We start from the raw sequence: 21,099 nt of genomic DNA, 5'->3' as shown, positions 1-21,099 counted from the left end.
TTTGCGCCATATAGCCTGCGGACAATAAGCAGGATTCGAAAGGAAAGCGACATGTTGTCGGCGAACCAACCGCTTGGAATCGATCAATGCAATTGCTCCGCCATGAGAAAGGCGAGCCGACAGATCACGCGGTTCTACGATGCCCATCTTGAGCCCGTCGGGCTGCGTATCACGCAGTTCCTGACCCTGGCGGCTCTCGACGAAGCTGACGGTGCCACCGTCAACGCTCTCGCGGAACGGCTCGATATCGAGCGGACGGCGATGGGAAAGATGGTTGGCTTTCTGGAACGCGACGGTTTCGTCACGATCAAGCCATCACCCACGGACGGTCGAGTTCGTATCATTGAACTCACGGACGAAGGCCGACGCTTGCATGAGAGAGCGGCTCCTCTCTGGCGGGATGCGCAGCAAGAATTCGAACGACTGAACGGTGGGACCAATGTGGCAACGCTCCGGCAAAGCCTGAGAGAGATTGTCGTTGGCGACTTGCCGGCCGTCTCGTCCGGAGACTGAGCCTTCGGAAGAGGCCCGCCGATCACGGACCAATCAAATGGACGAACGTCAACGGGAGCGGGAAAAGGCTGGGGGTAGGCTGTGAGGTCGAGCTTTGCCTGTTTGAGACGACCGTATGGCACTACACGCCATCCACCGAGATGTCGATGAGGTGTGCACCATGGGCGTAGAACTCGACGTGTGCGGCGTTGTCGAGGGCCATCTGATCGCCGCAGACGGGACTCCAGTTGGCGGGATAGAAGGCCAGGATCACAGGAGCACCACGAAGGTCTTCCAGAGCTACGGTCTGGTCTCGATAGTCTCACAGTCGTGGCGCTAACACGCAGTTGACCAAATCGAGGAAGATCCCAATTAAGCGCAAAGCGACGAAATTACCGGTCTCCCTCAGATTGCAGTAACGAGAGATGCTGGTGGAGCATATTTGTCGAAAGCGTTGGTGATACGACATTGCGGCATCTCAGCCCTCGCCCGGTTCATCTTCCGTGATCTTTTTCAACAGGAACAGTAGCGCGACCCGTTCGGCAGGGTTAAGCCGTCCCATCGTCTTTTCGCTGATGATATGCGCGTTCGGATACATGGAGCGCAGGACTGCTTCACCCTTCGCCAGCAGCGAGATGATAACCTTGCGGCCATCGGCAGCGTCCTTGGAGAGATTGATGAGACCACGCGCCTTGAGGCGCTCCACGATGCCGCGAATAGTTGCCTGATCGACCGAGGTTGCCTTCACCAACTCGGCCTGCGAACTTGGGCCACGGTCGTGGAGCGTACAAAGGGTGACAAACTGCACGGAGGTCAGGTCGGGATCGCTAGCATTTTCCTGGAAAATCGCAAGATGCCGCTGATAGGCCTTGCGCAACAGATGTCCAACCTGCTCGGTCACCTGATAGCCCGCCCGCGGGTCCGCTTCTCCGATGTCGCTATTTTCTGCCATGCTCGCGTCGTCCGCTCCTATTGACGCTTCTAATCCTCCAAAATCCAACAAATCGCAAGCGGGCCGAAGCGCAGCGTGACATGGAGGAGAGGCGGACGAGCAATCGCTTCTTGAGAAAATCCCCGTGAACGGCATCGGGCCGACCACGGGGGCTGCTATTCTATTCGAGAGCCATGTTTCTGGATTCAGCATTGATGAAGGCTACGCTGGCTGCCGCAAGCAACAGAAGACCGGAGATGACACCGAGCGCCAGACCAAAATTCGAGGTCATGACCGGCGCGACAATCGACGGCGCCAGAAGCCCCCCGAAACGCGCGACGGACCCGGACAAGCCCATGCCGCTGGCGCGAAGCGTGGTCGGATAGATTTCCGGCGTGAAGGCGTAGATCGCGCCCCAGGTGCCGAGCAGCGCAAAGCTAAGCAGCAGCGTTGCGGAGATGACGATCTCGACCGACTGGCCCAGCCCATAACCCAATGTGCCGATGGCGCTCAGGATCAGGAAACCGATCAGGGTCGGCTTGCGGCCCCATTTCTCGACGCCGTAGGCCGCCAGCGCATAGCCCGGAAGCTGGGCGATCGCCAGCACGAGGAGGAACAACTGACCGCGCATGAAGCCGAAGCCTTCTCCTGCCAGCCGCACCGGCAGGTAGACAAACACGCCATAGTAGGAAACCGAGATCAGCATCCACGCCAGCATCAGAAAGATGGTCCGACGCCGAAGCTCCGGCGACAGCAGCGCGGCAATCGACTTGCGCTGTGGCGCCTGTGGCGTCAGCGGTGCGATCTCGACGACGTTGCCGTTGGTGGCGGCGACGCGCTGAAGAACCTTGCGTGCCTCTTCCGATTTTCCCTGTTGGCTGAGATAGAGTGGTGACTCCGGCACATAAAAGCGCAGGAAAACACCGACAAGCGCCGGCAGACCGGTCACGAAGAAGATCGTGCGCCAGGGCTCTCCGCCTTGCGAACCGGCGACCAGTGCGAGAAGCGCCAGTGCCACAGTTCCCACAGCCCAGAAGCCTTCGAGCAGCACGAGCCAGCGACCGCGTCGGTCTGACGGAAGAAACTCGGCCATCATGGCGTAGTCAACCGGAAGCGTTCCACCCACACCGAGACCTGTCAGGAAGCGCGCGACGAGCAACCAGTGCAGATCAGGAGCAAAGGCCGATGCCACACCACAGATCGCATCGAGAATGATTGCGATGAACAACACCGGCCGACGGCCGATCCGGTCGGCAAGGCGACCAAAAGTGAACGCGCCGACGAGCATGCCGAGAAAGAAAAACGTACCGGTCTGGAGCGCCTGTGGAACGGTGATGCCGAAGCTTGCGGCGATTGAAGGTGCGGTGAAGCCGATTGCCAACACCTGCATGGCATCGGCGGCCCAGACAAGCCCGAAAATGATGAACAGACGCTTCTGGAAGCTGCCGACGCCGGCCGCCCTAAGACCCTGTTCCACGGTGATTGGAGTTTGCATGTTACCCCTCGTTCCTTTTTATTTGAGATTACAGTCGAAGCGGTGATCTTCGCCACCTTGGCGCCAGTGAATTGACGCACGAACTCATCCGTTCCGGTCGCGCGACGGGAACGTTGGGATTGACCGAATATGCCGGAAACCCGGCGCTTCTATCAGTCGAACTTTGCCTGCATTTCCTTCACGGCGATTTTGCCATTGAGCACCATCGGCTCATCATCCAGGAACAGTGAACAACCGCGCATCGGAATATCCAAATGGCAGGCAGTGTCGTTCGGGCCGCCGAGCTCGTTGTTCGGACCGGTGGAGAACATAACGTTGCCGTAGAAGGAGCGAGCTTCCATGCCCATGCCGCCCGGGAATTCTCCCGGCACCATGCGATGCCACTTGGCGTTCTGGTTCAGACCCCAGCCGACATGGCTCATGCCCATACCGCGCGGATCGTTGAAGCCTTCCATGTAGGACTTGACCAGATCGGCATCGAGCCCGCCTCTGATGTCGGTGATCCAGCCCTTTTCGATCGTGTAGGTGATCGGATCGCGAACGTAGATGTTCTGCGGCAGCAGGATATCGCCCGGTGCAACGACGATTGTGCCGTCGACGCCATCATCGTCACCGCCGGTGAAGACGAAGCCGGACGGCCAGTGGTCCCAGCGGCCGGGTTCGTCGGTGCATGCATATTCGGTGATGGCAGGATAGGTGTTGAGCTTATAGGTGACGTCGGTGCCGTGTGGCGAGGTGATCCGCATGACCTTCGCCTTGGAGAGCAGGTCGCCGGCGAACTCGACGCGCTCGCGCAGTTCCTTCGTCGGCAGCATGCGGGCGAGAACTTCCGGCGGTTCGACAGCGGTCAGGATGCGCGTCCCGGCTGCCTGGATCGCCATCTGCTCCGGACTGAAGAGCAGGAAGATGCAGTCGATCAGCATGTCGGCGGCCTTGAGGGCCTCAACCGCTTCCGGCATGGAGGCGAGGCCCGTTTGGCCGACCGCCCATGCACCTGCCGGCGGCACTGGCGGCAAACGCATGTGATACATTTTGGCGCCGAGACGCATGCCTGCCGCCATGAAGGCGTCAGCATAGTCCAGACGCTCGTTACCCTGTGTCAGGACGATAAGTTTTTCGCCCTCGTGGACGCCCGACATCTTCAGCTGATGCAGGCAGATTTCCGTGAAGCTGAATTGATCCATGCTCGTTCCCCTTGTTGGTTTAAGGCTCAGGTGCTCTTGCGGTTACGGACTATTGGGCTTGACCTTGCCGATTTCGGTAATCGCCTCCTCCCGTGAAACGACGTCGCCATACTTGCTATCGATATCGAAGAGATTGGCATTGTGCGGGTCCGGATGGCGGTCGCCGACGCAATCACGCACGACAATGGCCCGAAACCCGTGCTGCACGGCATCGACCGCGCTGGCGCGGATGCAGCCGCTCGTCGAGCATCCTGCCATGATGACGGTATCAATGCCCTGCGCATGCAGGTGGGAAGCAAGGCTGGTGCCGAAAAAGGCGCTGGCATATTGCTTGACGATGACAAGCTCGCCGGCCGCCGGCTCCACGCCCTCGCAGAATTCGGCCAGCACATTGCCTTCGACCATGGCCTTCATGACTGGCGACTTCTTGACCCACATGCCGCCATCGGCGCAGTTTTCCGCAAGATAGAGAATGCGTGTGTGGATCACGGGGATACCTGAAGCCCGGGCGGAGGCGATCAGCGCCGGTGTTTGTGCCACCGCTTCGACGACGCCGGGTGCATAGAGCGGCGCTCCTTCGATCGTGTATGCCTTGAGAAAATCGATAACGACGAGCGCTGGCCGCTGGCCGAAGCCGATGCGGTTGCCCCAGACACCCTGATAATTGGCTTCGGCAGTTTGCATTGTCGTCTCCCTTAGTAGGCGCCGGACAGAAGCGCGCCGGCGCCCGGCACAACGGCTTCCAGCCCGAGCGATTTCAGCATGCAATAGGTCGTGGCGACGGCGGCGGTCAGCACCGGCTTGCCGGTCATGGCTTCGACCTTCGCGATAACGGGCAGCGAAGGCATCTGGACGCAGGCCGAAAGGACGATCACATCGACATCCGTTAGATCTAGCGTCTGGACGATGGCCGGAAGATTTTCCGGGTCGTGCCGGGCGACATCGAGATTGTCCGGGATTTCCAGCGCGCGCCAGTCCATGACCTCGAAGCCCTCTTCGCGGATATACTCGACCACGAGCTCCGTGAGCGGCTTCATATAGGGCGCAACGACGGCAATCTTCCGTGCATTCATTACCTTTAGGCCCTCGATCAGAGCACCGGCGCTGGTAACGACTGGAATGTTCGCGCCGTTTTCCTGCGTGCGCCCCGTCAGGCGCTTTTCCGACTGGCGGTGGTAGCCGAGACCCATGGCCATGATGGCAACAAGGCAGGCATAACCCAGCACATCGACGCGGGCATCCGAAAGCTCGACGGCGCAGCGGTCCGATTCCGCATCCATCGCCGCCAGCTCTTCCTTGACGACCTTCTTCATCCGCATGCGGCTTGAATGGAACGTGAAGCGCTCGGGCCGGATGGACTGGCGGGCGGTCAGCATGGCCGGAATTTCGGTTTCCATCGTGGTGTTGGAACTCGGAACGATCTGGCCGATACGGTAATATTTCTGCACGGATGAAATCCTCTGCTGCATGGAAGGCGAAAAACAGGCAAGCGGCGAAGCAAAACGCTCCGCCACCACAATCAGCGGGACAGGAAGTCGCCGAGCGCCAGGAAGAAGCCGTCGAAGTCATCCCACGGGATCATGTGACCGGCGTCTGGCACGCGGGTGATCTGCAGCGAGGGATTGAGACCCTTGATCTCTTCTTCGTCGACCGCCTGGATCACGCCGCCGCGGCCCGCGACCATCAGCATCGCGGGAACGGTCAGGGTGGCGAAATCAGGCAAGATGTCGATGTCGTGGAAATCGTTGAACGCCTTGACGATCCCAGGCGCATAGCAGGTATGGAGCCATTCGGCGCGCAGCTGTAGCTGTTCTCCGGTCCAGGTCGGGCAGAACGCCTTCATCGCCTCGGCATCCATTCCCTTCTCGGCAAGTGCGATCGAATCCGTATACCACGGCAGCTTGCTCGGATATGGGCGACGACCGGGACCGGAAACCGGCGGATCGATCAGCGCCAGACGGCTGAAGGAACCGGGCGCACGGTTGGACGCCCGCATCGCGATGCGCGCGCCCATGGAATGGCCGAGAATGGCGGGCTGTCTCAGTTCAAGCTCGCTGGCGAAGGCGATCACATCATCGGCCATCGCATCGAGGCCGTAGTCGAGGTGCGGGCCCGTCGACGAAAGACCACGGCCGCGGACGTCAAGAACATAAACGTCATGGTGCAGCGACAGGCTTTCGGCAACGAAACCCCAGGTGATTGCCGGCGATGTTATGCCGGGAACCAGAATGACCACCGGCCCCTTGCCGCCATAGCGCAGATAGTGCTGGCGGATGCCGTTGGCGAAGACATTCGCACCATGGAGGAACCGGCTGCTCATGCTGCATTCTCCGTGCGCAGCGGTTCGGCATAGACGTCATAGCCGTATACCCAGGACGGATCCTCCTGCGTCAGCAGGAAGGTATTGGCATTGGAGACGCTCTGCACGCGGGTTGCGCGATCACGGCGGTTGGCTTCGTAAAGGCCGAACGCGGTGGCGAAATCGTTGACGCCGGTCTCCTGGAGGCAGCGCGTCAACATGGCGGCATCCTCGATGGCCATGGCCGCACCCTGCGCCATGTGCGGCTTCATCGGATGGCAGGCATCGCCCAGCAGGACAAGTCGACCGCTGCTCCAAAGAGGCAGCGGGTTGCGGTTGAACAGCGGCCACTTGGTGACCTCGTCCGTGCTTTCGATCAACGCCTGGATGATGGGGTGATAACCCTCGAACTCGGACGCCATTTCCTCGCGACTGCTGGGTACGAAGGCAGTATCGAATTCCCAGGCCGGATGAGGCACGCCGGTGACGTAGTAATATTCATCACGACGAGCCTTCGTGTAGTAAACCATCATGTGGCGGTCCGGACCCCACCACTTGACGCAATCTTCGAAGGTCAGGTTGTATTTCCGCAGCTTGTCGGAGGAAATTAGCGCACGATGGCCGACCCAGCCGCTGTAGTTTGGCTTCTCCGCACCCAGCAGCGTTTCGCGGACGCGTGAATTGATGCCGTCGGCGCCGATCACGATGTCCGCCCTTACAGACGTGCCGTCTTCGAACTCGATGAGAACATCCGTGCCATTATCGTCGATATGGGTCAGCTTCTTGCCGAAATGCAGCGTTCCTGGCCGCAGGGCGTCGCACTGGATGCCCTGAAGATCACCACGATGCACAGTGCAGTAGGTCGCGCCGTAACCTTCAAGCGGAATACGCGACAGATAGTCGCCACTGATGCCATCACGGCTGAACCAATGACTAGGCGTGCTGCTGATGCTGACGACCTTTTCGGCAACGCCGATGCGCTCGAAGATCTTGAGGACATTCGGCCCCATGTGGATGCCGGCGCCCAGCCGCGAAAAGCTCGGCGCCTGTTCATAGACGTTCACGTCGAAGCCGGCATGCTGGAGCAGCGCTCCCGCCACGGCGCCGCCGAGGCCGGCGCCAATAATCGCGATTCTTTCCTTGCTGCTGGACATGGCCGACCCTTCTCGCCGTCACCTGGACGCGTAAACTGGAATTGGAAGTATGACAAATTTTGTAGCGCATACGCTGTAAATAGCAAGTACAGCATCTGCACTTTTGCAAAAATTCCTTCTGGCTTTTCCGCAAAATATGATTATCGTCCCTGTTGTCGGCACATGCATACGCATGGAGAAACGGCCATATAAAGTGCATACGCTTTATAAATGAGCAAGGAACAGCAAATGCGTGACGTGATCTGCAATCGCGTCATTATGAATTGCAGGCACCACGAAGAGGCCTTCAGCATAATGGCGTATTTGAGTAACGGCGGCCTCACTTTGGCCGGTGACTGCGCAGTGGAGCGGGGCTTTTGAAAGAGGCCGCCTCATTCAGCCTGAACGTCAACGGCACTGTCAGTGACATCGAAGCCGACGGCGCAACGCCGCTCCTTTACATCCTCAGAAACGATCTCTGCCTCAACGGCCCCAAATACGGGTGCGGCCTCGGCGAATGCGGAGCCTGCGCGGTCCTCGTCGACGGCCGGCCCGTGCGCTCGTGCACCGTGCCGCTGAAGGCGATCGGCGACCGCAAGGTCACGACGCTTGAAGGGCTGGGAAAGCCCGGCCATCTGCATATCGTCCAGCGCGCCTTTATCGAAGAGGCCGCGGCGCAGTGCGGCTACTGTCTGAATGGCATGATCATTGCCATCGTTGGCCTGCTGGAAGCGAAGGCGGAGCCCGACGAGAGCGATATTCGCGCGGCGCTCCGGCATCATCTCTGCCGCTGTGGCACGCATATGGAAATACTTGCCGCAGCACGCCGCGCCGTCGCCTATGCGAAGGCCGAAAAGCCCGCGGGCTCGGGAACGGAAGACAGGATCGAGGTTTCGCCATGAGCATCCACCGCGAAACGCCGAGAGCTACCTACCTCGCCACATCAGACATCCTACTGATCGTCTCCGATGCATCCCTGGGCGATGCAGCCGAGCTCTACATCGCCATCGATAGCAACGGTCGCGTCAAGGCATTCAACGGGCATGTCGATCTTGGAACCGGCATCCGTACATCGCTGGCGCAGATCGTCGCTGAGGAACTGCATGTTCCCTTCGAGCATGTGGAAATGGTGCTGGGCGCGACTTCCGCCGCCCCCAACCAAGGCGCCACCATCGCCAGCGAGACGATCCAGATCACCGCCGTGCCGCTTCGGCAGGCCGCGGCAACGGCGCGTCATCACCTCATGGCGGAGGCTGCTGCCCTGAAGGGCACCGCGGTCGAGCACCTTGTCCTTGAAGACGGCGTCATCCGCGCCGGCAACGGAGCGAACTGGAGCGTCACCCTCGGCGAACTCGTCGCGGGAGAGCATGTGCGCCTGTCGATCGACGCCAGTGCGGAGCTGAAGCCCGCGTCTGCCTACCGCATCGTCGGCTCCTCGCGACCGCGCGTGGACATCCCGGCCAAGGCAACCGGTCAATGGACGTATGTGCATGACGTGCGCGTGCCCGGCATGCTGCATGGCCGGGTCATCCGGCCGCTCTATGCCGGCTTTGATCACGGCGAGCATGTCGGCAACAGCCTCATATCCATCGACGAAGGCTCGATTGCCCATATCCATGGTGTTGTCGGCGTCGTAGCCATCGGCGATTTCGTTGGCGTCGTCGCAACGCGCGAGGAGATCGCCATCGAAGCTGCGAAGACGCTGAAGGTCTTGTGGCGGGAGCCGCCGCAGCGGCCGGATCTGAATACGCCGGAGATGGCGCTGCGTGCTAATCCCGCCACGCCCCGCAAACTCATCGATCGCGGCAATGTCGAAATGGCGCTCGCCGGCAGCGCCGAACCCATGAACCGCACCTATATCTGGCCCTATCAGATGCATGGCTCGATCGGGCCGTCCTGCGCCGTGGCCGATTACAGCGACACAGGGCTGACCGTCTGGTCGGGCACGCAGAACCCCTTCCCCATGCGTCGCGATCTGGCACTCCTCCTCGACATGCCCGAGGACATGATCCTCGTGGAGCGCCTGGAAGCCGCCGGCTGCTATGGCCGCAACTGCGCCGACGATGTGACTGCCGATGCGGCGCTTCTGTCCCGCGCCGTGCGCGCGCCAGTGCGCGTGCAGCTCACGCGCGAGCAGGAGCATGTCTGGGAGCCAAAGGGCGCTGCCCAGATCATCGACGTGCGCGGCGGCCTCGATCTCGAGGGCGGTCCTTCGGCCTATGATTTCGAGACGCGCTATCCGTCCAATCTCGCACCGACATTATCGTTGATCCTGACCGGCAAGGTCCCGCCGGTGTCCGACGTGGTGCAGATGGGTGACCGCACGGCGATCCCACCCTATGCCTATGGCAATCTCCGGGTCACCGTCCACGATATGCCGCCGATTGCCCGAGCCTCGTGGTTCCGCGGCGTTTCCGCGATGCCGAACACCTTCGCGCATGAATGCTATATTGATGAACTTGCGGCCGCGGCCGGCGTCGATCCGATCGAATACCGGCTGCGATACCTTCACGATCCCCGTGCCGTGGACCTCGTGCACGCCCTGGCAGAGCGGGCGAACTGGGTGCCCCACACGAAATGGGGCACGCTTGGCGGCGAAGGCGACCTGCTTTACGGCCGCGGCTTCGCCTATGCTGTCTATATCCACGGGCCGTTTCCGGGCAAGGCTGCCGCCTGGGCGGCCTGGGTGGCCGATGTCGCCGTCAACACCAAGACCGGCGAGATCGCCGTAACCAAGGTGATCTGCGCACAGGATTCCGGGATGATGATCAATCCCGACGGCGTCCGGCATCAGATCCACGGCAACGTCATCCAGTCAACCAGTCGTGTGCTGAAGGAGCGCGTCGAGTTTTCCTCCACCGCCGTCACCTCGAAGGAATGGGGCGGTTATCCGCTGATCACCTTCCCCGAATTGCCCGATATCGACGTGCTGATGGTTCCAAGACAGGACGAGCCGCCGCTCGGCGTCGGTGAATCCGCTTCCGTCCCGAGCGCATCGGCCATCGCCAACGCGGTCTATGATGCCATCGGCATACGTTTCCGCGAACTGCCGCTGACACCGGAAATGGTGCTGGCGGCGCTGAAGGGCGATACGTCCACGCCGCCTCCGGCAGCGCCCGCGAAAAGGAAGCGGTGGTGGAATATCGGCATCTCGACTGCCGGAGCCGCGGCGGCAATTTCAGGGCTTGTGGCGATGGCATCCCCATGGCGGCCGGCGATCGCCACGATCGAGCGGCCGGACGTGAATGTCTACAGCGCAGCGACGATCGAGCGCGGCCGCCTGGCCACCGCGGCAGGCGCCTGCAATGTCTGCCATGTCGGCAACGACGGCACGCCCTTCGCCGGCGGTCGACGCTTCGACACGGCATTCGGCACGGTCTATGCCACCAACATCACGCCGGACGTGAAAAACGGCATCGGCGCCTGGTCCTACACCGCCTTCGAGCGGGCCATGCGTGAAGGCATCAGCCGCGATGGCCACCACCTCTATCCGGCCCATCCCTACACATCCTTCGCTGGCGCTGAGGATGCGGACCTGCAGGCGCTCTACGCCTACATGATGACGCAGACGGCAGTGGCAGGAAAGGCGCCGGAGACAAAGCTGAAGTTTCCCTACAGCATCCGCATGATGATGGCAGGGTGGAATGCGCTGTTCCTGAGGTCGACGCCCATGACCTACGACCAGACGCGCAATGCCACCTGGAACAGGGGCGCCTATCTCGTCGAGACGCTCGGCCACTGTTCCGCCTGTCACACCGAACGCAATGCGCTGGGTGCTGAAAAGACCGGAAGTGCCCATCTCTCGGGCGGCTTTGCCGATGGCTGGGAGGCGCCCGCGCTCAACGCCATGGCCAAGGGTCCGGTTGGCTGGACGGAAGATGCCTTCTACGACTACCTGCGCACGGGCCATTCGCGCGACCACGGCAGCGCCGCCGGTCCGATGGCCCATGTGGTGGAGGTCATGCAGCCATTGCCGGACTCGGACATCCGCGCCATGGCAAATTATCTGGCCGGCCTGAATAAGGACAGCGACCCTTCGAAGGCCGTGGCCCAGAGCCAAGCAGCGATTGCAGCCAGCGAGGCGGCAAAGGTTAGTGCGGGACTGGTTTCGCCCAAGGGCGAGCGCATCTTCAATGGCGCCTGCGCCACCTGCCATACCGGCAACACTGTCCTCTCATCGCTGGCGCTGAACAGCAATCTGCATGCCGATACGCCCGACAATCTCATCCAGGCGATCCTCGGCGGTGTCGAAGCGCCGGCGATCCTTGCGGAAACCACCGGCCGCGAAGCGCCGGAAGTCATGTCCATGCCGGCATTCCGCGATACGCTGAACGAGACGCAGCTGAAGGATCTCACCGACTACCTGCGCGCCCGTTTCGCGCCGGACAAGCCGGCCTGGAGCGACACATCGGCGGCACTGCAACGCATTGCCGCCACCGCACACTGAGGAACACACATTGCCTGAAACAGCGGCCATTGCGGATATCGAAAGTCGGGCCCTCTTTGAGCGCCCGACTGCCGCATTTCGTCCTTCAGCCTACTGGTTCTGGCATAGCATTCCCGATGAGGCGACCTGCCGGACACAGCTTGCCGATTTCCAGGCGAAGGGCATCGGCACCATCCTGATCCAGGCGCGACTCGCCCTGCCGCGCGAGCAGTACCTGTCACCGCACTATCTGTCGGCCTACAGGCAGGCAGCCGACATCGCGGCTCAACTCGGGCTCAAGCTTGGCATTTATGACGACTATAACTGGATCAGCGGCCATGCCGGTGGCAGGACGGTAGAAAGGCGTGACGAACTGCGCGAGCGTCACCTGTTCTGGTCGTCTTCGGCAGATAGGCAGGGCACGATAAGCAGGATCCATCCGGCATTCACACTGAAGATGGGCGCCGACATCATTGCCTGGCAATATGAAGGCGGGCGCATCGAATGGTGCGAATGGACTGTCGAGACAGCAGTGCTGCATCCCTCCGGCCCAATTGAGGCATGTGATCGGATCGTCGACGTGACATCGCAGGTCAGCATCACAGGTTCCGATCGTGCGTCCTGCAGCTATTCCTATGATGGTGCGGTCGCATTCGGCTGGACGCTGACGGTCTTCATAAGCGCGCGTTCCGCGACATCACGGATCATCAACTATCTGCTGCCGGAGGCAGCCCAGCGTTTCATCGACGTTGGCCTCGAACCCATCGTCACAGCCCTTGGCAAGCGCGTGCCCGATCCCGTTGGATCTGTATTCTACGATCAGCCGGCCCCCGGCTTCTATCGCTGGGACCAGATGGCGGGAAATCTCGGCAACAGCCTGCTGTTTGCGCCTGCGCTGAAAGACTGTGTCCTGTCCAAGACGGGCGTGTCGTTCGCCGTCGCCCTTCTCGCGGTGGTGCGCAACGTTGGGCCGGAAACCTTGCGGCTGCGTGCGTTGTTTCACGCAGCCTATTCCACCTTTATGAACGAGGCATTCTTCGGCACGCTCAGGGGCTGGGCGGAAGGGAAAGGGATCGTCCTCACGGGGCATGAGATCCTCGCTCATGTCAGCTCATGGGCGCCCAATGGCGGCTTCACAAACATCGATCCGCGCGTCGCGCCGGCGGTGGACTTCTTCGGCATCGACGCCATCAGGCACGAAACGGCCGTGGACGCAAACAATTTCACGCCACAGTTGGCTCCCAAGATGGGTGATTCCGTCGCCCGCTCGAACGGGCGCAGCCGCTGCGTCGTCGAGATCTATTTCAGCGCCGAACGCACTGAAGTGCGCGCTGCCGGCCAATGGGAGGTGACGCTGGAGGCATCGCGCGCCCAGGCGATCCGGCTTGCCTGCCTTGGCACACGGCAGTTCCTCTGGCACGGCGTCTACCAGACCGATGGACTCGACAACGACCCGACGCCCTTCACCAATCCGCGCTTCGACTTCGCGCCCGGCATCAACTTCGAGCCGTGGTGGCCCTATCACGACCTCTTCGCCGAAGAGATCGCACGCGTTTCCGCCTTCATAGAGGCTGCAAAACCGCGAGCGCCGGTTGCTATTCTCTATCCTCTATACACTGCCTTTGCCGAAGGGCCTCACCACGGCCATGCCACCCATATCGGCGCCTGGTGCGAGCAACTGTTGGCGCAGGGCTGCGATTTCATGTTCGTGAGCGAGGCGGATATCGCAAACGCGGCTATAGAAGATAGACGGCTGCTTGCATCCGGTCTCGCGTTCGACGCGGTGGTGCTGCCTTCGGTGACGGTACTGGAAACGGCTGTTACGATTCAAAAGCTCGATGCCTTCACGAAGGCCGGCGGTCGGATCTGGTCTTCGGGCGAAACCGTCTCCACGGTTTGCACGGGCGAGAGAGTCTCCGACTCGGTTGGCGTCACGTCGCACACCACAGCGATACCCAATGCCGAAACGGTGTCCGCCCTCCTGTCGACCCTGACGCTCGACGGTCCGCAGATTTCGGGCCAAAGGCCGTGGCAATGGATCGGTCGTGATGTTGACGGCTGGTGGAGGATGGTCGTTTTCAACGATGGCGCAGAAGATATCAGCTTTGACATCCTGCTCGGAGATGGCTTCGATTATGCGATATGGGACGCGGAACATGGGTCTGTCGAAGCCTTCGCCGCCGTTCACAAGCTGACCGTAGAGTTGGAACCGCACGAAGTTCGCTGCATCCGTCTCCGTCAAAACGGACAGGCGGCTGGCCCCATCGGCCATCTATCGAGCCGACCGACGCTTGAGCGAAACCGGCTCATTGCTCTGGCAGACGGCTGGACATTCGCGCCCGGCCAAGATCAGGCCTTCGTGCCTATTTCCGTTGACAGCGGCTGGGAAGAGCAAGGCTTTCCGACCTTCAGCGGCACGGGCATCTACCGACTTTCCTTCGCAACGGAAACCGAGGCCGACTGGATGCTGGAACTGCCGACCGTTTATACGGCGGTCACCGCTTATATCGATGGAACCGAAGCGGGACGCCGTGGCTGGCGGCCCTATCGCTTAGGGCTCGGCCGCCTTGCCGCCGGCACCCATGAACTCGAGCTTCACGTCGCCAACACGGCAGCAAACCGCTATTACGACAACACACCCTATCTCGGCAGCGGCCCGGACAAGAGCGGGCTGACAGCCACACCCCTGCTCATACCGCTGCAAAACAGACCGGAATAAGAACCATGCTGAAACATTCTACCGTTCCCTTGATGCGCGCCTGGAACAGCTGGTCCGACAGACCGGCGGAAATGGTGTTTCTGCCCCTCGGTGTGCGCATCACGCCCGTTCTCTATTCCACGCGCAGCCGGACGACGTCAGCCATCGAGCCGCGTCGCGACACGGTGCGGCTCGGCCGCCATGCCATCGACGGATCGCTGATCGAGCTGGAAACGGAGCATAGCGGGACCACCGTCGCCTTCAGAACCGAGAAGTCCGATCCCTTCGCGATTCGCGGAAATTGGGAGGGCAAGGCTGGCGGCGAGTGGGGACTGCGCTTCTGGCTGACCCTGGCGATTTCGGCTGACAGCGGAGAAGTGGTCACGCACGAAGCCGGCCGCAACGTCACACTCGTCAAGATCGGCACGCGCTTCGTGGCGGTCGCAACGGCGGAAGCTCCAGTGCATGTGACTGGCCATGATACGATCGACGACCTGCGCGCCGATTTCGAGACGAACGGATATTTCTACACTGCGAGTCGGAAAAACGAGGCGTCAGTGATCGCCCTGCGCTTCAATCTGGAAATGATGCGCCAGGGAGCCTATGCCGCCGCCGTGGCCGACAGCGCCGAACTTGCGATCGTCAAGGCACAGACCTGCCTCGCGGCCGGCAACCCGAGCACCGCTCCCACCGCCCATAATGGCACCTACGAAGGATCCCTGGACGCGATCCGCGACGTCGTCGCCTGGAACACGATCTGGGATGAGACCAACTCCCGGCCCTATACGGCTGTGACGCGCATCTGGAATCTCGGCAAATTCGCCGTCTGGTACAACGACCAGCTGTTTGCCGCTCTGCTGGCCGGTGTCTTCGACGCTGATCTCGCTCGCGAGAATATGGCAACGGCGATGGCAAGCGCCACCCCCCAGGGCAATATCGCCTGCATCGTCACCTCGAATGATGCCTGGGTGGACCGCAGCCAGCATCCAAACGGCGCACTCGTTGCCTGGCAGCTTTACCAGCGCACCGGCGAGCGTTCGCTTCTGGCGGCAAGCTATGATGCGCTGGCCCGCAATCAGCGTTGGTGGCGCGAACACCGCGATCCCGACGACTTCGGCCTGCTGTCCTGCGGCACATCGGACGTCGGCGAAGGTCTCTATAAGGGCACGCACTTTGCCGCGCGCAACGAAACAGGCATGGACAATTCGGCCACTCATGACGAGGCCCTCTACGATCCCATCACGCGTACCCTGTCGACATTCGATCTCGGGCTGAATTGCGCTGCGGCGCTTGATGCTGAAATGCTGTCGAAGATGGCCAAGGTTCTCGGCAAGGAGGATGATGCCCGCGAATTCGCGGCCATCGCCGAACGCTGCCGCAAGCTGATCTCGGAAAACCTGTGGGATGAAAGCCGCAACATCTTCGCCAACCGGCAGCGCCACGGCGGCTTTGTGCGGTCGCTTTCGCCGACCAGCTTCTATCCCCTGCTATGTGGCGCAGCCACGCCCGAGCAGGCCGATAAGTTGCTCCAGTACCTCAGCGACGAAACCACCTTTGGCGGTGACTACGTCCTGCCGAACGCGACGCGTGACGATCCCGCCTTTGCCGACAATGTCTACTGGCGTGGTCGCATCTGGCCGAACGTCAACTACATGGTCTGGCTCGGGCTGCGCCGCTATGGCTTTGCAGCAGGGGCAAGCAAGCTCGCGCGGCAGAGCTACGAGCTCTTCATGAAGTCCTGGAGCAAGGACCGGATCGCGGCGGAGAACTACAACGCCACGACTGGCGAGGCGATGGACCAGGGCGATACGGATCCCTTCTACATCTGGGCCGCAATGCTGCCGCTGATGGCTGTCGGCGAGATCATCGACTTCGATCCGTGGAGCGGCTGGACCCTTCACAATGCCGGCGCTGACCTTTCTGTCGGTCCGATGCTGTCGCCTTCAGGAATGCTTTCGGTCTCGATCGCCGACGGCCTGCTGGAAATGAGCCTGGACGGCCGCGCATCGCTGAAGACTAACCTGCAAACATCGTTCACACAAATCGCTGTCAGTGATGCACGCTTCTCCTGCATTCTCGCTCCGACGGGCAGCGACGGGTTTATTGCCCTTCCGAATGTCGAGCGAGACCGCATCGTCGTAGCACGTCTCGATGGCCAGGAAGTTCGGTTCGAGGCGAGTACCGATGGCGCGCGTCTCGAAATCGCAAGGGCCGCGCACGGCCGGAAACTGGATGTCTATTTTTTGACAGTGTGAATGGTATTGACGCCCGATGGAACTTGACAGGCGCCGATCAGCCATATTACTTTGCATACAAATAAAAAGAATGCCGGAAGAGCATGAGGGTTGAACGGAATTGCCTATCGGGAGCGACACGCTCACGATAGCAACTTTATAACGGCAATGCCTGATAGAATGGCTGGGATTTAACGCTGCACCGAAAGGCGCTGGGACAACCCGTACGTTCCAATTGGGTATGACCAGTCGTCAGCCTCACGTCAATTTAGTTTGCATACAAATCATATGGCCGCTTTTTGATAGGCGGACTGCCGATGATTTGCGTGAAGCCTGAGGTCGTCGGCTGTCGCCGCGGCCGTTGACAAGAGTAGATTTTCAAGAGGGGTTCCAAATGACTGCAATCACAAGACGCAACACGCTGAAGCTGATGTCCGGAGCGGTGATTGCCGGCGCTGCCTTCTCGGCCATGCCGCGCATGGCCTTTTCCGCCGGTAAGATCACGGTTCTAAACTGGCAGGGCTACGGCACTGACGAAGCCTGGTCGATCAAGGCCTTTGCCGAGAAGACCGGCATCGAGGTCGTCCACGACTACTACAGCTCCGAGTCGGAAATGCTGACCAAACTGCGCACCAACCCGGGCGCCTATGATCTCGTCGTTCTCAACGCTGCGCGCTGCGCGCAGGCAACCGCGGAAGACCTCCTGCAGCCGATCGATTTCAGCAAGGTTCCGAACGCTGCCACGATCGACGCAAATCTGCGCTCCAACGCCAACTTCCTGAAGGATGGCAAGGGCTTTGCGGTGCCATGGGTCTGGGGCATGACTTCGCTCGCCATCCGCGACGGCATGCCTGTTCCAGACAGCTACAAGGTTCTGGCGGATCCCGCCTACAAGGGCCGTGTTGCCATGGACGACGATGCGATTATCTGCGTTGCCGCCGGTGCCCTGATGACCGGTCAGGACATGAATAACCCGAAGGATCTCGGTGCCATCCGCGACGCGTTGAAGTCCATCAAGCCGAACGTCAAGCTGCTGTGGTCAACGGAAGACCAATGGAACAAGTCCTTTGCAGCCAAGGAATTCGACCTTTCGCTCTTCTGGTCGGGCGGCTCTGTCCGTTCAAAGCGCAATTCGAAGCTGCCTGTCAATTTCGTCGTTCCCAAGGAAGGCGGCATCGGCTGGGTCGATGGTCTCGGTATTCCGGCGTCGGCTCCCAACGCCGAAGGCGCACTGGTCTTCGCGAACTGGCTGATCGACCCAACCTTCTATCTCGAATGGGCCACCAAGGTCGGTGCACCGGCATCGTCCAACTCCGCAGCACTTGCAACCCTTCCGGCCGACGACCTGAGCCGCCAGGTTCACAAGCCGGAATACCTGAAGACCATGGGCATCATGTCGGCTCTGCCGGATGACCGTCGTGAAGCCTTCAACAACCTGTGGCAGGAAGTGAAAGCCTTCTATGCAGAATGACAATCTGACATCGGCGTCAGAGCGCGGACCTTCGGGTCCGCGCGTGCGGCGTCCCCTGCCGTCCTGGGTGTCAACGACGGCGCTGCTGATGCCAACCTACGGCTGGCTGACGCTTGCCGTCTTTCTCCCGCTGCTGACCATGTTGGTCTTCAGCTTCATGGCGGCAACCCCAATGGGCAAGGCGCCGATCGTCTTTACCCTGAAGCAGTATCGTGCCTTCATCGACCAGCCTTATCTGATCGGTATTGCTTTCACGTCGCTGCTTATCGGCTTCTGGACGACGTTTGCCTGCGCCGTGCTCGGCTTCCTGGCAGCCGTTGCGCTTGCTCGTTCCACCTTCGGAAAGACGCGCGAGATGCTGCTCATCCTCATTCTGCTGCCATTCTGGACGAATGGCCTTGTCCGTATCTTCTCATGGACAATGGTGCTGCGCGAAAACGGCTTCCTCGACACCATCTTCCACATGGTCTTACCGGATGCTGGATCGATCGGATTCCTCTATACGCGCTATGCAGTCGTTGTTGGCCTGGTACATGGTTATCTGCCTTACATGATCCTCACCTGTTATATCGCGCTGGTTACGATCGATGACGCGATCATCGAAGCGGCCGCCAGCCTTGGTGCGCGCTGGTGGACCATTCTCTTCAAGATTCTCGTGCCTATGGCTGCTCCAGGCTTGATCTCGGGTGCCGTATTGACCTTCGTCCCGGTCATAGGGTCCTTCATGGAGCCCCGAATCCTGGGCGGCCGCGTGGGCGTCACCATGGGCACCGTCATCGAGGACCAGTTCACGCAGGCCTTCAACTGGCCGCTCGGCGCCTCGCTGTCCTTCACGCTGCTTGCCGTCGTACTTGCAATCTTCGGCACGTTCTCCGGCGTCCTGCGCCGCGGCACGGCAGCTTAAAGGAGGGAACACCGAATGAGATCGCTTGGTCGTTTCTATCTGATCGTCGTACTGGTCTTCCTCTACACGCCGATCCTCGTGATGATGGCGATGGGCTTTAACGCCTCGCCTCTCTACGAACTGCCGTTCAGCTTCTCGACCCGCTGGTACGAGGCGCTCTGGAACAACAGCATCCTGCTCACTGCTGGCATGAACAGCATCATCATCGCCATCATTACGGCGGTTGTCGCAACCACGCTTGGCACCATGGCATCTGTTGCCCTGTCGCGCAGCACGTTTCGTGGCAAGAGCTTCCTGCAGATCATGCTGCTGCCGCCGATCGCCATTCCATGGCTGATCACCGGCACGGCGATGCTGATCTTCTTCTACTGGACCGGTATCGGCCGCGGCATGCACGCGATTATCATCGGTCACGTTGCCCTTGCCATCCCTTATGTGGTCCTGGTGGTGGGAACCGGCTTCCAGACAATCCGGGCCGATCTCGAAGAGGCAGCCATGAGCCTGGGGTCCACCCCCGTTCATGCGTTCTTCTCCGTCACCCTGCCGCTGCTTTACCCCAGCATCCTGGGCGCCGCCTTGTTTGCCTTCGCGGTCTCGCTCGACCAGTTCGTGATTTCCTATTTTCTCGCAACGCCCGGCTTCACCACGCTGCCGGTTCAGATCTACTCCTCGATCCGCAAGGGCTTCACCCCTGAAATCAACGCCATATCGACCGTACTTCTGCTCGGCTCGATGACCGTGATCCTGATTTTCGCGCGCTTCGCCAAGCCCGGAGACACCCGTGACAAACGTTAACGTCAATTCCGTCGCCAAGACCTACGGTACCACGCCGGTTCTGGCCGATATCACCACCGAATTCCCAGAGGGCTCGTTCACCAGCCTTCTTGGGCCTTCAGGCTCTGGCAAGACGACGCTCCTGCGCATCATCGCCGGCTTCATCAAGCCCAACCAGGGTGTGGTGACCATCGGCAGTAGGGATGTCACGAACGTACCCGTATGGGGTCGCAACATCGGCATGATGTTCCAGTCCTACGCGCTGTTCCCGCACATGACGATCGCCCAGAACGTGGCCTTCGGTCTCGAGCGGCGCGGCATCAAGGGTGCCGCCGCGCGCAAAGAAGTCGATCGCGCTCTCGAAATGGTTCGCCTGCCGGGCTTTGGCAACCGGATGCCAAAGCAGCTTTCGGGCGGCCAGCAACAGCGTGTAGCGCTGGCACGCGCCATTGTCATCAAGCCGAGCGTGCTGCTGCTTGACGAGCCGCTGTCCGCGCTCGACCGTAGGTTGCGGCAGGAGATGCAGGTCGAACTGCTGCGGATCCAGCGCGAGAGCGGCCTGACGACGATCTTCGTCACCCATGACCAGGAAGAAGCTCTGACGCTGTCCGACAAGGTAGCCATTCTCGACAAGGGTCGCATCGTTCAGATCGGCGCGCCCGAGACTGTCTACGAGAAACCTCTGACGCGTTTCGCCGCGGAGTTTTTGGGTGATTCCAACTTCCTTGTCGGCACCGTCGAGAACGGTGCGGTGCGGCTTTCCGACGGCACGACGGTGCGCAGCGCAAGCTCCCTGCCCGGCAATGGGACCAAGGTCACGCTCGCAGTGCGCCCGGAGAAGATGTCGATCTTGGCGGGGAATGCCGAAGGCAACAGCCTCACGGCGCGGATTACCACGGTCATCTACGCTGGACCGGTGCTCTCCTATCTCCTGGAGACCAAAGACGGTCTGCCACTAAAACTCTTCGTTCAGAACCGAGACGGCACCGTCCTCAAGGAAGGTGACAGCGTGACGCTGAACTGGTCGCCGGAACACACCGTCTGCGTTGTGGATTGAC

17 protein-coding genes are annotated in these 21,099 nt (G+C 60.8%); 9 read left to right on the top strand and 8 right to left on the bottom strand.

Annotated features, from left to right (window positions below; all coding sequences use genetic code 11):
• The first annotated feature begins 51 nt into the window (after positions 1-51).
• The gene (locus tag ACK83U_RS20745; RefSeq protein WP_112608363.1) at positions 52-513 is read left to right on the top strand and encodes a MarR family winged helix-turn-helix transcriptional regulator; all 462 of its coding nucleotides are present in this window, start codon (positions 52-54) and stop codon (positions 511-513) included.
• A 121-nt stretch (positions 514-634) separates the two neighbouring features.
• On the opposite strand, the gene ACK83U_RS20740 is transcribed toward ACK83U_RS20745, so the two are convergent.
• From ACK83U_RS20740 to ACK83U_RS20705, 8 genes are all read right to left on the bottom strand, one after another.
• The gene (locus ACK83U_RS20740; protein WP_412474987.1) at positions 635-766 is read right to left on the bottom strand and encodes a redoxin domain-containing protein; all 132 of its coding nucleotides are present in this window, start codon (positions 764-766) and stop codon (positions 635-637) included.
• A gap of 204 nt (positions 767-970) precedes the next feature.
• Entirely contained in the window at positions 971-1,444 is a 474-nt protein-coding gene (locus tag ACK83U_RS20735) for a MarR family transcriptional regulator (RefSeq protein ID WP_112608359.1), read from the bottom strand.
• A 160-nt stretch (positions 1,445-1,604) separates the two neighbouring features.
• The gene (locus tag ACK83U_RS20730; protein WP_112608357.1) at positions 1,605-2,918 is read right to left on the bottom strand and encodes an MFS transporter; all 1,314 of its coding nucleotides are present in this window, start codon (positions 2,916-2,918) and stop codon (positions 1,605-1,607) included.
• A gap of 152 nt (positions 2,919-3,070) precedes the next feature.
• Positions 3,071-4,102 (bottom strand): leucyl aminopeptidase, encoded by a 1,032-nt coding sequence (locus tag ACK83U_RS20725; RefSeq protein ID WP_112336068.1) that lies wholly within the window; start codon positions 4,100-4,102, stop codon positions 3,071-3,073.
• A 42-nt stretch (positions 4,103-4,144) separates the two neighbouring features.
• Entirely contained in the window at positions 4,145-4,786 is a 642-nt protein-coding gene (locus ACK83U_RS20720) for an N-carbamoylsarcosine amidohydrolase (RefSeq protein WP_112608355.1), read from the bottom strand.
• Positions 4,787-4,797: 11 nt separating this feature from the next.
• Positions 4,798-5,550 carry an Asp/Glu racemase gene (locus ACK83U_RS20715; RefSeq protein WP_112609109.1) on the bottom strand — a complete coding sequence of 251 codons (753 nt, stop codon included), beginning with the start codon at positions 5,548-5,550 and terminating at the stop codon, positions 4,798-4,800.
• Positions 5,551-5,621: 71 nt separating this feature from the next.
• Entirely contained in the window at positions 5,622-6,422 is an 801-nt protein-coding gene (locus ACK83U_RS20710; protein WP_112608353.1) for an alpha/beta fold hydrolase, read from the bottom strand.
• A complete protein-coding gene (locus ACK83U_RS20705) occupies positions 6,419-7,555 on the bottom strand; it encodes an FAD-dependent monooxygenase (RefSeq protein ID WP_112608351.1) in 1,137 nt (378 codons plus the stop codon). The genes ACK83U_RS20710 and ACK83U_RS20705 overlap by 4 nt, the downstream gene beginning before the upstream one ends.
• A gap of 356 nt (positions 7,556-7,911) precedes the next feature.
• Between ACK83U_RS20705 and ACK83U_RS20700 the strand changes: the two genes are divergently transcribed.
• From ACK83U_RS20700 to ACK83U_RS20665, 8 genes are all read left to right on the top strand, one after another.
• Entirely contained in the window at positions 7,912-8,436 is a 525-nt protein-coding gene (locus ACK83U_RS20700; protein ID WP_162708050.1) for a (2Fe-2S)-binding protein, read from the top strand.
• A complete protein-coding gene (locus tag ACK83U_RS20695) occupies positions 8,433-11,981 on the top strand; it encodes a molybdopterin cofactor-binding domain-containing protein (RefSeq protein WP_412474986.1) in 3,549 nt (1,182 codons plus the stop codon). Before ACK83U_RS20700 ends, ACK83U_RS20695 begins: the two co-directional genes overlap by 4 nt.
• A 10-nt stretch (positions 11,982-11,991) precedes the next feature.
• Positions 11,992-14,679, top strand: a complete 2,688-nt coding sequence (locus tag ACK83U_RS20690) for a carbohydrate-binding protein (RefSeq protein WP_112608347.1) — start codon at positions 11,992-11,994, stop codon at positions 14,677-14,679.
• Positions 14,680-14,684: 5 nt separating this feature from the next.
• Positions 14,685-16,913, top strand: coding sequence for an MGH1-like glycoside hydrolase domain-containing protein (locus tag ACK83U_RS20685; protein WP_112608345.1), 2,229 nt, complete (start codon positions 14,685-14,687; stop codon positions 16,911-16,913).
• 373 nt (positions 16,914-17,286) lie between these two features.
• The gene (locus ACK83U_RS20680; protein ID WP_112608343.1) at positions 17,287-18,363 is read left to right on the top strand and encodes an ABC transporter substrate-binding protein; all 1,077 of its coding nucleotides are present in this window, start codon (positions 17,287-17,289) and stop codon (positions 18,361-18,363) included.
• Positions 18,353-19,267, top strand: coding sequence for an ABC transporter permease (locus ACK83U_RS20675; protein ID WP_112608341.1), 915 nt, complete (start codon positions 18,353-18,355; stop codon positions 19,265-19,267). The genes ACK83U_RS20680 and ACK83U_RS20675 overlap by 11 nt, the downstream gene beginning before the upstream one ends.
• Positions 19,268-19,282: 15 nt before the next feature.
• Entirely contained in the window at positions 19,283-20,062 is a 780-nt protein-coding gene (locus ACK83U_RS20670) for an ABC transporter permease (protein WP_112608339.1), read from the top strand.
• A complete protein-coding gene (locus ACK83U_RS20665) occupies positions 20,049-21,098 on the top strand; it encodes an ATP-binding cassette domain-containing protein (RefSeq protein WP_112608337.1) in 1,050 nt (349 codons plus the stop codon). The genes ACK83U_RS20670 and ACK83U_RS20665 overlap by 14 nt, the downstream gene beginning before the upstream one ends.
• Position 21,099: the final 1 nt, after the last annotated feature.

The organism is Rhizobium sp. WW22, assembly GCF_047041135.1.
Classification (GTDB): Bacteria; Pseudomonadota; Alphaproteobacteria; order Rhizobiales; family Rhizobiaceae; genus Rhizobium.
This window is presented reverse-complemented; position numbering and strand designations above follow the sequence as displayed.